Source organism: Salinivibrio sp. YCSC6, assembly GCF_004916735.1.
GTDB classification, from domain to species: Bacteria; Pseudomonadota; Gammaproteobacteria; order Enterobacterales; family Vibrionaceae; genus Salinivibrio; species Salinivibrio proteolyticus.
Genome location: NZ_CP039516.1, coordinates 1,038,059 through 1,050,705 on the forward strand (window position 1 = coordinate 1,038,059; position 12,647 = coordinate 1,050,705).

The 12,647-nt window shown below is 47.0% G+C and carries 18 protein-coding genes; 6 read left to right on the plus strand and 12 right to left on the minus strand.

The genetic code is table 11. From position 1 onward, the window contains the following. Position 1: 1 nt before the first annotated feature. Positions 2–781 (plus strand): TatD family hydrolase, encoded by a 780-nt coding sequence (locus tag E8E00_RS04630; protein WP_077639917.1) that lies wholly within the window; start codon positions 2–4, stop codon positions 779–781. 345 nt (positions 782–1,126) lie between these two features. Here E8E00_RS04630 and E8E00_RS04635 read toward each other — a convergent pair whose 3' ends face one another. The 12 genes from E8E00_RS04635 to E8E00_RS04690 form a co-directional block, all read right to left on the minus strand. Beyond that, positions 1,127–2,404, minus strand: a complete 1,278-nt coding sequence (locus E8E00_RS04635) for a site-specific integrase (protein WP_096629117.1) — start codon at positions 2,402–2,404, stop codon at positions 1,127–1,129. Beyond that, entirely contained in the window at positions 2,404–2,634 is a 231-nt protein-coding gene (gene xisR / locus E8E00_RS04640; protein ID WP_096629114.1) for an excisionase family protein, read from the minus strand. Before xisR ends, E8E00_RS04635 begins: the two co-directional genes overlap by 1 nt. Next, the gene (locus E8E00_RS04645) at positions 2,631–3,017 is read right to left on the minus strand and encodes a hypothetical protein (RefSeq protein ID WP_096629111.1); all 387 of its coding nucleotides are present in this window, start codon (positions 3,015–3,017) and stop codon (positions 2,631–2,633) included. The genes xisR and E8E00_RS04645 overlap by 4 nt, the downstream gene beginning before the upstream one ends. Positions 3,018–3,205: 188 nt before the next feature. Continuing rightward, entirely contained in the window at positions 3,206–3,682 is a 477-nt protein-coding gene (locus E8E00_RS04650) for a hypothetical protein (RefSeq protein ID WP_096629109.1), read from the minus strand. Next, a complete protein-coding gene (locus E8E00_RS04655) occupies positions 3,679–4,092 on the minus strand; it encodes a helix-turn-helix transcriptional regulator (RefSeq protein ID WP_096629106.1) in 414 nt (137 codons plus the stop codon). The genes E8E00_RS04650 and E8E00_RS04655 overlap by 4 nt, the downstream gene beginning before the upstream one ends. Positions 4,093–4,632: 540 nt before the next feature. Then, the gene (locus E8E00_RS17480) at positions 4,633–4,917 is read right to left on the minus strand and encodes a helix-turn-helix transcriptional regulator (protein WP_096629100.1); all 285 of its coding nucleotides are present in this window, start codon (positions 4,915–4,917) and stop codon (positions 4,633–4,635) included. Between the two features lie 54 nt (positions 4,918–4,971). Continuing rightward, complete coding sequence (locus E8E00_RS04665; protein ID WP_240531897.1) at positions 4,972–5,796, minus strand: DUF2303 family protein; 825 nt, start codon at positions 5,794–5,796, stop codon at positions 4,972–4,974. A 2-nt stretch (positions 5,797–5,798) separates the two neighbouring features. Continuing rightward, a complete protein-coding gene (locus E8E00_RS04670; protein WP_096629098.1) occupies positions 5,799–6,194 on the minus strand; it encodes a hypothetical protein in 396 nt (131 codons plus the stop codon). A gap of 163 nt (positions 6,195–6,357) precedes the next feature. Beyond that, a complete protein-coding gene (locus tag E8E00_RS04675; RefSeq protein WP_096629095.1) occupies positions 6,358–7,440 on the minus strand; it encodes a hypothetical protein in 1,083 nt (360 codons plus the stop codon). Continuing rightward, positions 7,430–8,371, minus strand: coding sequence for a Rad52/Rad22 family DNA repair protein (locus E8E00_RS04680; RefSeq protein WP_096629092.1), 942 nt, complete (start codon positions 8,369–8,371; stop codon positions 7,430–7,432). The genes E8E00_RS04675 and E8E00_RS04680 overlap by 11 nt, the downstream gene beginning before the upstream one ends. A gap of 1 nt (position 8,372) precedes the next feature. Then, complete coding sequence (locus E8E00_RS04685; RefSeq protein WP_096629089.1) at positions 8,373–8,747, minus strand: hypothetical protein; 375 nt, start codon at positions 8,745–8,747, stop codon at positions 8,373–8,375. A 408-nt stretch (positions 8,748–9,155) separates the two neighbouring features. Continuing rightward, positions 9,156–9,806 carry a LexA family transcriptional regulator gene (locus tag E8E00_RS04690; protein ID WP_096629086.1) on the minus strand — a complete coding sequence of 217 codons (651 nt, stop codon included), beginning with the start codon at positions 9,804–9,806 and terminating at the stop codon, positions 9,156–9,158. 378 nt (positions 9,807–10,184) lie between these two features. Here E8E00_RS04690 and E8E00_RS04695 point away from each other — a divergent pair, with 378 nt between their 5' ends. From E8E00_RS04695 to E8E00_RS04715, 5 genes are read left to right on the plus strand one after another with little or no spacing between them, the layout of a single operon-like run. Beyond that, on the plus strand, positions 10,185–10,592 hold the full coding sequence (locus E8E00_RS04695) for a hypothetical protein (RefSeq protein WP_096629082.1): 408 nt from the start codon (positions 10,185–10,187) through the stop codon (positions 10,590–10,592). Then, on the plus strand, positions 10,589–10,819 hold the full coding sequence (locus tag E8E00_RS04700) for a hypothetical protein (RefSeq protein WP_096629080.1): 231 nt from the start codon (positions 10,589–10,591) through the stop codon (positions 10,817–10,819). The genes E8E00_RS04695 and E8E00_RS04700 overlap by 4 nt, the downstream gene beginning before the upstream one ends. Beyond that, positions 10,819–11,682 carry a hypothetical protein gene (locus tag E8E00_RS04705; protein WP_096629077.1) on the plus strand — a complete coding sequence of 288 codons (864 nt, stop codon included), beginning with the start codon at positions 10,819–10,821 and terminating at the stop codon, positions 11,680–11,682. Before E8E00_RS04700 ends, E8E00_RS04705 begins: the two co-directional genes overlap by 1 nt. Before the next feature lie 18 nt (positions 11,683–11,700). Beyond that, a complete protein-coding gene (locus E8E00_RS04710) occupies positions 11,701–12,336 on the plus strand; it encodes a DUF6475 domain-containing protein (protein ID WP_096629075.1) in 636 nt (211 codons plus the stop codon). Beyond that, positions 12,326–12,640 carry a hypothetical protein gene (locus tag E8E00_RS04715; protein WP_096629072.1) on the plus strand — a complete coding sequence of 105 codons (315 nt, stop codon included), beginning with the start codon at positions 12,326–12,328 and terminating at the stop codon, positions 12,638–12,640. The genes E8E00_RS04710 and E8E00_RS04715 overlap by 11 nt, the downstream gene beginning before the upstream one ends. The last annotated feature ends 7 nt before the right edge of the window (positions 12,641–12,647 follow it).

Consider the following 12,647-nt stretch of genomic DNA (forward strand, 5'->3'; position numbering starts at 1 on the left):
CGTGTTAATAGACTCTCATTGCCATCTCGACAAACTGGATTATGACGCACTACACCAGAATGTCGCCGATGTATTAGATAAAGCGAAGGCAAGGGGTGTCGATTACTTTCTTTCGGTGGGGGTTACGCTGGATAGCTTCCCCGCGATGTTGGAGATGATTCGTCCTTACCCCGAAGTCTTTGCTTCGTGTGGTGTGCACCCACTCGATATTGAAAACGGGTTCGATTATGACCGTTTAAAGGCCCTTGCCGCTGATGATCGTGTCGTGGCCATTGGCGAGACAGGATTGGATTACCATTACCAACCTGAGTTAGCCGAACAGCAACAAGAGATTTTCCGCCAGCACGTACGTTTAGCGGTAGAGCTTAATAAACCACTGATTATTCATACCCGCGCGGCACGTGAAGATACACTGACGATTTTACGTGAGGAAGGGGCTGAACGTGTGGGTGGCGTGCTACACTGTTTTACAGAGAGTTACGAGATGGCCGAAGCGGCTATTGAGCTAGGCTTTTATATTTCTATCTCAGGTATCGTAACCTTTAATAAGGCGACCGAGCTTAAAGAGGTGGTACGTCGTTTACCGCTAGAGCGCTTGTTGGTAGAAACTGACTCGCCTTATTTGGCGCCGGTGCCTTATCGCGGTAAGCAAAATCAGCCTGCTTATGTGCGGGAAGTTGCCGAGTATATCGCGCTGCTCAAAGGGGAAACGGTTGAGACGGTTTGTGATGTCACAAGCCGCAACTTTTTTGCGCTTTTTAGCGGCGCGAAAGCTAATTAATTCAAATAGCCCGGCAATAATGCCGGGCTTTTTCTTCTTTTGCCATTTCATTGGATATCGGGTGAGTAAAATAAAATCGTTTCACGCCGTATGATGCATGTAAATCACCCGAAGATGTGCAGATACGGCTGTTATTTTTTGGTCAAAATCACGTCACATTGACGTCAAAGTGACCACGCCAACAATGTCGTTATCGATTTTTGATTTGAATCAAAAACACCATAAGCACTTGAAATTTAAAAAGTAATAGGATTTCTTTCACCGCTATTACGCAATGTATTAATTCGTTACGTAAAATACCATATGAATCATAACCTCATGTTTTTAATGCTATTTACGATCTTTTTATTTTCCAATGGGGCACGTATGGGACACGCTTGCAAAGCGTTTGTTTAGCTTTTCAACCTGCACACCGCTCTGACTAGGCATAAACTTGCCATATGTTGTCATCACCATTCGCGCATCTTTATGACCCATCTGGCGAGCTATCCAACTTGGGTTCGCGTCTTCGGTCAACATCCAACAAGCATATGTATGTCTCGTTTGGTAAGGCGTCCGGCGTCGTATACCTGTTCGTCTCATGCAACTATCCCAGACGATCGCCAATCCGTTTTTGCTGTAGTGGCTTCCAGCATTGATTTTTGGTGCTGCGTTCCTTGTTGGCTTAAATACCCATCGACAAGAATCTTGTCTTTTCTTGCCGGGTTCACGAAGTAAGACCGTTACACTTTCTTCGGGCATCACGTAAGTAAGGGCCTTTTGCCGAGTCAACGCATCAATCGCCGGGCCAAGCAAGTTGATAGTACGTTCACCGGCTTTGGTTTTTGGCACCTTAAAGTAACCAGCTACCGACAAATTACGACTTACTCTGATCACGCCCTCATTAAGATCAATATCTTCCCATGATAACGCGCAGATCTCGCCGTGACGTAATCCGGTGTATACCGCTACCGTCCAAAGATTTCTCTCTTGTTCAGTAATGGAAGGATGATTAATCAGCGACAGGAATTCATCATATTCGAGTGGATCCGGCTCGGTATCGTCACTACGTACAGGCTTGATTGTCTCGAACGGGTTTGAGTCTATATAGCCAGATAGGCAAGCGAAGCGCCACACCTCGGCACACAATGACATGTAAGAGTTAACCGTCCCTGCGGAACGGCCTTTCTTATTGCTCCTATGGCTATAAAGGGTCTGGCCAGAAATAAGCTGGCTTCTTAGAAGCAACCCGTCTTCATAGTTGACGTTAACGGCTAGCTTCTCTGGCTCAAGGATTTGAATACATGTTTTGGCCACCGAGCGCTTATTTCTCAGCGTTGTTATCGAGTAATCCGCTGCTTTTGCGTTGAGCCACTTCTCAAAGAGCTCCTCAACTGTCATTGATTTACTAACTGATGCCACATTGCCGAGCTCTCTCGCTTTCTTGGAATTTGGGAATCGTGCGAGATAATCAAATGTACCATCAGAGATCTCAGAGACGATGACGGCGCGCAACCGTCCTGCCTTACGGATATTGGCTGGCGTGGCTTGCCAGCCTTTAAGAGTTTCCTTGCACCGTTTTCCTTTGTACAAAAACCAGATACGGATTGATGTGCCACGTACTTCTATGCCTTCCGGTGTCATCACGCAATCCTCTGGTAGTTGTAGAACGATTTATCGATGGCTTTACGGTTGTATAGCACCTTTCTTGCATTGAGGCGTCCAGAAGGAGATACCTTGATGAACTCAACACCTTCAATCCAGACGTTGAGTCGAAATTCTTCAATGGTCTTCCTGCCAAGCCCGGTCAATTGACTTAGCATCTTTTCTTCTACCCAATCGTTGGGTTGCACTAGTTCTACCAGTGTGGTCATTTGGTCGTTACCTCTAAGAGTTGTAAAAGCCGTTTCCGGCCGTGGTCGTTGTACCAAAAGGTTTCGATTTGCTTTTTGCTATTGGCAGCTTGGTCGAGCCGCCATTCACCGAACTCTTGGCGTTTAAGGTTATTTGCGTTGGCCACTCGGCCCACTTTCTGTGGAGAGACACCGATCTCTTTTGCTAAGTCGGTTGCAGAGTAGTGGGGGAGTGTGGTGACTGGCATATCCCAGCCAGACGCAATCAGGGCTTTGATTGCGGTATCAGATAACCGGCACGCAGAGAGCAGGCCTAGTGCTACGTCTAAGCTACAGCTTTCGCAGTATGAGTAGAAGCGTGCATGGGCAATGGCTTCTTTGGTTTGGCATCGAGTGTAGAGCATGGGCGACCTCCTTTGATGAAGGTAAGTCGCGCCGTAGGGTAATGGAAGGGACTGGAATATGACCGATAAAACAGCCAAAGAGTCTATGAGAAGCGGTTAAGAGCCAGTTGACTAAAACTGTAGGGCCAATCTAGTTAGTATCCTCACCTTGGACTAACTGTCCAAGCCTAAGATTAAAAATTACTCGGCTAGACTCTGTATGGGGGCACGGACATACAGTCAATGCCCAGTCGATTACAGGAAGATTGCACAATTTCTCTAAAGTATGGCCAAACATGGAAATAAATATGCTTTTCGGCAAATGCCTCGCACGCCTCACTATCTACGTCGCAATGCGATTGATACTGAAGTACGTAATCAGCCTTGATTTCTAATATTGGGGATACACTTTCATCATCGGCGTCTTTTTGTGAATCAACTTCTGTCAGACTGCGAATTCCTAACGTTACGTAGAACTTGTACAAACATGGATTATCGCTAGCATCCTCATCGGGAACTAGTTTTTGGGCATGACTGCAATGCATCATTAGTTGAGTGTACTCTAAGTGCTTGTCTTGTATGCTTTCCAACTCCCAATCGGGATTGACGCGCACCATTAGGTTGCGCATGTTAATCTGGTCTATCAAAAAATGCTTTGCTGCTTCGGTACTTTTCGTTGCCATCATGCGACCCTTTTCCAAGTTGCACTTGGTACAATGACGATGTTGCTTTCAGATTTGTAACTGGCCTTTTTTGTCTTGGCATCTTGCTTAAAGCTAGCTCGAGACCAGCCTGACTCACTACGTTTCTCTGGCAAATTGACAGGTATTTTTACTTCTGGAGTAATACCAATAGCGAAGCATATGTCTGACAGTGAAGCCAATGTCATGTTTCTAGAGCCATCAAGCAAACGGGTAACATGAGATTTTGACTTGTTTAAGCGTCGTGCTAGCTCAACCTTACTTACACCTTTATCTTCCATCGCCATCAAAAGCGTTTCTGTGACTTGGTATACTAGATCTTCTCGCGCAAATGCACGCTCTTCAGCATCACTAAACTGCGTTCCTTTAGGAAAGAACATATCTCTAGCGCTCATAGTGTGTCACTCCTCAATAATTCTCCAGTTATCAACAACACGCTGACAGTCCCTCTTGTCGAGATCATCCTTTTTCTTATGTATGTAGTGGCTGATATAGACTGTACTTGGGTGTTTAGTTGAAAACCAACAGTAACCCCGTATAGGTATTTTTTTTAGGGCGTAAAAGTTAGAACCACTAGGTAGGCCACCTTCTTTACGGAAGTTCTCACTTGAAAGCCTTCCCATCTTGGCAAGCAGTTTTATTTGCCTTTGGATCGCCATAAGCCTAGCTCTGCGCCTCATCTGGGGTACGCTGCTTAGTGCCTTCTCCAAGCTATCCATTGCGCCATCACAGTGGACGATAATTAAGCGTTCCCCCCGAAACTCCTTTTCAAGCTCAATTGTCAACGTAGTTCACCACTATATTAGTTTACATATATAGCAACTTTCAAGATGTAATGAGGCATTCTTTCAATGCACCATTGTCAAAAGCACTGTGCTTTTAATCATCGATTAGCTCACATTACCAGCTATTACTGCGTGCCTCTATCGTTGACATCACACCTTATTTATTACTTGTTTGCGACAGTATGCTGTGCCGTCAATACTGATTACCGTGGGCAGACAGGGCTGAACGGTTCTCTCTCCAAACGCAAGCCAGTTTTTATCGACACCAAGGATTTTGGATAGACCCTCGATACTGCTTAACCGCGGCTCCGTCCTACCGGTTTCAAGGTCTAGATAGGTCTGACGAGCGCAGTCGAGCTGCTTTGCCACAGATACTTGAGTGAGTCCGGCGTCAATGCGAGCTTGATGTAGTCGTGCTGAAAATGGCGTGGTCATTGGTCGTTACCTCATGTTGGTCGTTTGAAAAGGGGCCGGAGCCCCGGGCTTGGTTTAGCTTGCGAATTGGCCGATAAACGTCTTGATGTGTTTAGCGTCTTCACTGGTTAGCTTATCGATGATGATGCCTTTGAACTCTTCGCCCATGGCCTCCACGTGCGCTTCGAGCTTCTTGATGCGAAGCACTAGGGTTTGATTACCAATCGTGCTCATGCGCAGTTCGAAACTGCGTTCTGAAAGTCCGTGGTAGGGTGCACACGTGAATTTGAATACTGCAGGCATGGGATATTCTTCTTTGGTGCGAATCGCCATAGACTCGTATTCAGACTGACTAGCACTAAAATCATCTACCGATGACTCTCCGCCTCGTTTGTGCTCAAACGTCATGTTTCGAATGGCTGCGCTCGCTACTGCAATATCAATTACTGTTCCATCGCGCTCGAATGCTTGCAGATTGTCACTGAAATCTTCAATCCATTCGGCTAGTACTTTCTGAGACAGACGTTCGTCGTTTATCTCTTTGAGCTCCTGAAAGTCGGCTGTTGGCTTGAGCTTTAGATGAGCTTTGTGATTGCAATGGCCGGGCATTGATTGGGTACCTAGATCGAAGATAGCTTCAGCTGTCATTACGTCTGGATTGATGAAGCACTGTGATCCGTCAATTTCATACTTGATGGAGTAGTTAACGAATTCTTCGATATGACTTGTTTTCATCGTGCCACGAAACTGGTTTCGTTGTGGCATGAATGGTTCGAGTGAATGAAGATGAAAATTCTCTGGTAGTGCAGCAACTGGAAAGCCCGTTTTCGCAAGTTGTTCTAAGAGTACCGGGGCAGAGCCAAGTGTTTGTATTTGTGTGATTGCAGACTTGTCCATCATTATTAGCGCACCTCTTTAAGTTTACGCGGTTGATTATCAAACGTGAGTTGGCCATTCACGTCCTCTTTGGGGCGGTCATAGGTCAACTTTCCGCCTTTTCCTACATAGGCGATTGATCGATATTGAAAATCTTCTTTCTTTTGGCCGAAATTCATCTTTGGCTCATTAACCGTGATGCCAGCGATAAGATCTAGGAAGGAGTTATCGCTGCTACCTCCTGGTTTGAGCTTTATTTTTACTGTGATTTCCCCTTGTTTGTTCGATGCGGCGACTGCGCGGCCAACGTTTGATAGCGCTAGTCCAAGCACGTTTGATACAACCCCTCCATCAATGTCTTGCATTAGTTTGGGGAAGTTCGTGATGCGCTCGTTTTCAAGGGGTCTCTTTTCCTCAGTCATGGTCGTTACCTTGTTAGTGTTGGAATTGACCGCCAACGCCGAATCCGGCGGCCGTATGACTTGGCTTGTATTCGGTTGTGTTCCAAATTGTTAAAGAGCGGGATTTAGAAACACACTCACCGAATGCATTTCTAAATACCCCTGAACAACAGGGGCCGTTGTTTTATGCTGCGTGGTCGTTTAGTGATGCCATTGCATCGGCGTAGCCAGACCAGTTGTCAACGCCAAAGGCTTTTAGGGCCTCTAGTTCTGCCTCGCATTGCTGCAAGTGGCGGTATTCGCGCATCGAGATTGAAACCATGCCACTCTCTAGTTGGTGTTGAGTCGTTGATACTAAGCTCGCACGCTTGATGGCGGGTGTAGCTGATTCAACTTGCTCGCTGTTCAGCGTGATAGGAGTAGAGCCTTGGCTTTCCTCAGATTTTGAGTTGAGCAGTATTTGTAGTTGCTGCAAGGACGTATCCGCCGCCTGCTGCGCCTCTGTAAGGCGATCACCAAACGAATCGGCAGATAGACTCATGCTTTTTTGTTTTAGTTCACTGATCATTAGAGCAATTTCGCTAGCACACTTAGAGAACGCTTCTGTCGGAATAAGTCTGATCTCATTGATTGCAATAGTGACTTGTTGCTCTGCTAGTGCATTGGCGCGAGCTTCCTCTTGGACTTGATGAATAATGGCGTCGTTAATGCTTCTTAACGCCTCATCACGAGCTGAAATCGCGTCACCGACGAACTCCTCAAAGTGCTCTATGGTGATCGGCATAGCTTCGAGAGCGTTAGCCATATCTTTCAGCTCAGAAAGATCAGCGATGTATTGAACGTTGCCCATTTGTCGAATGTTTTCGATGCGTAGGAAAATTGCTTCCTCTCGCTCTTTCTGTATTCGAGCCTGTTCCTCCTCCCACGCTTTGCGCGGAGATAGTACTTCATCACGTATTTTATTGAGCTCATCTTCTGCATATTTACAGGTCGCTTTGACGTCTCTTACCTTCGTTTCCATATCGGCAATTGCAGCCTTGATTGCCTTAACTAGCGTCGTTTTGCTAGTGCTAACCGTCCGAGCGAGTGAGCCCATGCGTTCGCGGTCTTTCTTTTGGTTTACATCTAGGACTTCACTGGTAGCCTCTACTCGAACTCGTTCGATAATGGACTTCAGGCTGTCCTTGTTGCGGAGCACATCAACAGCCTTAGAAGGAGACATGTGCGTAATTTGGTCTAGGGTGATTAGTGCAGTGTTATTGGTCATGGCTGTTACCTTCATCCATTCGGTGTTTCAGTGATTTATAGGTTTCTCTCAGTGCCTCGATTGCACCTACCGAGGAGATACCGTCCTTTTTGCCTTGGTTCGTCAGTTGAAGAACGCCCTTTTCAAAAGCATTAAACAAAGCCCCCTTAGTCGGGATGTTCCGAAGCAGTGCTGATAGATCGAGTGACTTGGCCATAAGCTCTCTAGCTTTCTGTTCTTGTCGCTCACTATCTTTCGATTCAAGTTCTTCGATTTTCTCAGAGCGGAGTCTTTGTAGTTCTGCCTTTGCTTCCATGTCTTGCGAGGCTTTGATTGCTTTAATAGCCTCACTAAGTGCCATGGAAAGCTGGCCCATATCGGTCGCGGCGCGAATATCGTCGAAGTAGACAGAAAAGTTTCTTCTCGGAATTGCCCAGTGGGGTAGGTTAGGCGTGCGCCAGTCGATATACATATCCGGCTTACCTTTGCTCTTGACCACATGGATATTGCCCATCACCTTGTCTCGAAAGCTCAATGCTTGTCGGCACTCTGCAAAAGTGGTGTCCATTTGATAGAGGTACCGACCGACGCCCCATTGAACGGCAGCACGTTTCATCGAAGTAGAACGACCACTCTTTATCGCGTCGATGTTGGTGTTGTTGGTATTCTCACTGGCATCCCACTTAGTAATGCTACGTGCTTCGGTGTGGACGGTAATACCGCATTGACAACCGATGATCCGGCCCTCGGATACTATGTCCCGAAAGGCTGGTTCCCAGCCGAAAGCACCAAACACATCATCAAAGCGTTCTTGCACTGCACGAGCTGTTATATAAGGGACTGCCATTACCCAAGGTTTATCGCCGAAAAAGCCAGCGCGCTGAACACGCCACTCAATATCCTCGGGTTCGAACATGGCTTGTAGCAGTTCTTGTTGTTGGCTTGCGTCCATATCAAGCAGCCTCAGTCATTTCACGATCGAATTCTGCTTCGATACGTTGGCGCTGTTCGTCCATAAATGAATCGAGAGCGCTATAGGCGAATGCCTGAAGGCTTAATAGTTTCTGGGTTACATGAGGTTGGTCGGGGTCGTAGTCCATTAAGAACTTAAGCAGACCATCGGCGGCGCGTCCCTCATGGAAGTCGCCAAAGTAGAAAGAGCCAAAGTCGCTAAATGAAAGTCGGCAGAATTCTTGATTACCCAGAATTCGATCTTTTCCGTGTGTGATAAATGCCTTGATGGCCTCTTCACGAGCGTCTTGGCGATCGAGTTGCTTAGTGTGCTCTGTAAGTTGTGTATCTAAGTAGTTATCAAATCCAGAAATCATGGTAAAATCTCCGTGGTTGTGGGCTTTCTTGGTCGTTAGCCCTTACTAGTCAGGTTTTCTTGGTCGTTAACCTGACTCCAATCTTTCTCAGTAGAGATTGGTTGTTACCTCAACCGCGTAAGCGGTCGGGAGAGAATGATTTGGTCGTTATCCTCTCCCCGGACAAGCCCCGCCTCAGTGCGGGGCTTTTTCGTATCAATAGTTTTCATTTTAAGAAACTATTGTTTACAAGACTGGTCTCACATGTGTCTTGACGTGAGAATGATAACTATCGTCACTAACTTTCGTCAACAAGAAAAGATAACTTTTTTAACTCATGATTACTTTTGTTTCTTGTTGGGCGAAAAAAAACCGCCCTAGTGGGCGGTCGATTTCTCATATAGCTAGTAGTTTTGCACGAATGCGAACTCAGACAGGCTTCACATGGCTTATCACTGTGCCCACAAGTCTGCAGTTACCGTTGATTTTCACGTAACGCATATCAGGTGGATAATCTGGATTCAGAGCTTTCAGCATCTTTTGGCCTTCTATAATTTGTAGCTGTTTGAAAGTGGCTTCGTCACTGCCCTCCATCATGGCAACTACGAACTTACCATGCTCTGCATCCACCTGATTAGGATCGACAAAAATCAGGTCATTCTCTTCAAACCTTGGCTCCATAGATTGACCTTTTACTCTCAGAGCAAACGTACCTGATGAGCATTTTACCGGACAGGGGTGAAGAGGTGCATCCGCGGGATGAACGCTGTCTCCTGCTGATGTCCAGTTTCCAGCTTGGACCCAGTTTACTTCTGGAACATATTGCTCGATAGCTGGACCTGGCTCTATATTTCTCTCATCTAATTCCGGCGAGCCTTTTCCGTAAAGAAGCCACTCTGGCTTACATTTCAATGCTTTCGCCAAAGAAAAAAGAGTGTCTGCACGGGCACTTTGAGTTACCGATAACTCAATTTTTGCTACGCCCATACGGCTAATTCCAGCTTGTGATGCTAGCTGATCTTGAGTTAAACCCAGTTCAGTTCTTCTTTTTAGCACTCGCTCGCCGAGATCTCCGCTCATGTCTTCTCTCTTTGGTTGGTTAATTGTTAGTCATTACACCTCAAATGATAACTGTGTTACCAAAACAATATGAACAATTTGCAACTTGAATAACAACGTGACTAGTGTAATCATTGTGACAGGAGGTATCACGACCAATGCTTACTGTTGATTACTTAGTTAAAACATTAGGAGGTGTGCAGAAGGCTGCAGACTTTTTCGGCGTATCTAGGACCGCCATTTACAAATGGAGGGAACGAGGAATACCCGAGGAAATTCATTTTATCTGTCACTGCTCTGAGCTATTCGATTACACATATGATCCTAACTTCTTTGGAAGGGATGGGAAGGCCCTTCAGTTAGTGCTAACAAAACAAACGACCAACGAGGTAACGACCAATGACCAAACCATACATTCAGCTGCGGCTTGATCAGCTTGAGAGAAACAGGCTGATCGGTAAACCCGGGCTATCGATGAAAGATGTACGAGATAGCCAAGTAAAAGTTCGGTTTACTGAGCAAGAAAGCGACTTGCTCTCAGTATTGAGTAAACAGCTTGGGCAACCCAAAGCAGTGCTTTCAAACGTTTTACTTATTGACGCAATCATCGATCTTCTTGCTGAAGATCCTGAGCTACATCGTGAAGTGTTGGCCGCATGGCGCGACCAAGGCTTTCCTGACCTCGACTTTTTCCCTGAAATTGACAAACGAGCCAAACGCCAAGCTGAGCCAATAGAGGGTGAATTCGTTCACATGCCTCCGGCAAGCCATCGCTTGGAGCTAGTTCGTCGTGAGGAGGAGCTGTGAGCAGCATCCTTATGCAGTATGTACGTGGAGTACGTAAGATCGACAACCTAGATGCACATGATGCATTTAGCGAGTTAGTCATCAATGCTGCGGCTAATCGCCGCGGCGTTCGTCCTGACCAAATGCGACTCTCTCTTACCATCAAATCTATTTCAGCCCCTTCAATGATGGGGCCTGAAAACTATGTCTGTATGCCACATACGAATCAATGGCAGGGGCTGCACTAATGAAAGATCACGTCATCATAGGCGAACTGCTGGGGCAGGGTGCGAACCTTTCTATATCGCGTGTTGTTGTTCGCATGTGTGGAGGCAACTACACCGTAGCAGCCGTTCTGAGTCAGCTTATATTTTGGTCGAATCGCGCTTCTCAAAAAGGTGGGTGGTTTTACAAAAGCCAAGTTGAACTGGCAGAGGAATTGGAGCTTAGTCGTGATCAGGTTAAGCGTGCCATTTCTAAAGCTAAATCACTGCACTCTGATGTTATTGAAACGAGAGTTAGGCGCGCCAATGGTGCACCGACAACGCATTTCAAAATCAACTTTGAAGCACTAATAGAAGCTGCAAAAACCGTTTTGGCGAAATCGCCCAATCGTTATGGCGAACCCGCACAATCCATTGGGCGGAATCGCCCAAACCACGGGGCGGATGCGCCCAATCCACAGGGCGGAACCGCCCAATCAATAACAGATCCGATCACAGATCCGATCACAGATCCGAACAACAGTAATACGCGCAAGTCTGCGTTCGATTTCTCAACTTGGCCGAGTGAACCCTCTTCGGAAGTTTTCAAAGACTGGAAAACTCTTCGGGATAAAAAACGTGCTCCCATCACCCAGACCGTGATTAATCGACTGGGTACAAAGCTCACGGAGACAAATCAGCGTCTCGGGCTCACCGTCGATGACGTTCTGGGTATTTGCGTCGAGCGTGGATGGCAGGGCTTTGAAGTTGCTTGGCTTGAAAACTACCAGACACAAGCGGTTGGGCAATCAATGGGCAAGCAAGCGCAACTCGAACAGCGAAACCGCAGCGCTGTTGACGAGTGGCTGGGCGAGAGTGACTGCGGAATCGTGTACGACCACGAATAAAACACGAGGTAACGACCAATGACTAACAACGACCGAAAACAGTTTGCTACTGAGCTTACCGATGTGCTCGCAGTGTATGGCCGAGAGGCCTCCAAGGGTGTGCTGCGTGTGTATTGGGAAGCCCTAAAACACTACGACTTGAGTGCCGTTACCGAGGCACTATCAAGGCATACCCAAAACCCTGATAACGGCCAGTTTGCACCGAAACCAGCAGATCTCATCAAGCTGATGGGAGGCACGAGCAACGATAGGGCCCTTATCGCTTGGGCAAAAGTTAGCCGTGCAATTGGTGCCGTCGGTGGGCATAGCTCCATCGTGTTCGACGATGCGCTAATTCATGCAGTGATCCATGAAATGGGAGGCTGGCCAGCAATTTGCCGCTACCCAGAAAGTGAGCTCAAGTTCGTCGCGAGAGAGTTCGAAAACCGGTACCGGACTTACTTGTTTCATCGGCCACAAAACTATCCGCCCAAGCTGGTTGGCATCGCTGAAATGGGAAACGTACAAGCTGGTTTTCCCATCGACCCACCGCTAACTGTTGGTAAAACCGATGCCTGCCGTTTGGTATTCAAAGGTGGCTTCGAAAAGCGCTCTGCACCAACCGCACTAGCCAATACTTGCAAACTGATCTCTGGAGGTAGCCATGCAGCCTAAAAATGAAGAAATGCGCCGAGAGTTGGCGTCTGATGCTTTCCTAGCATATATGCGTTTGTTGTCGCTACACGCTGGCGATAAGACACAAGCGGTGAAAGATATCGCGGGTTGCACCGGCAAGTCTGAGATCACAGTTCGTGGTTGGCAACGACGAGGAGTCCAAGGCCGGGATAATGCAATCCTCATGTGTCAGCTGGCCAAGTTGCGTGGTTTCTATTTTGGCATTCATATGTTGATGCCAACGAAAGCCATTGTTTCGCGTCACGTTGCTATCGAGAACGCCCGCTCTGGGCTAGTCGCGTGAGGGATAA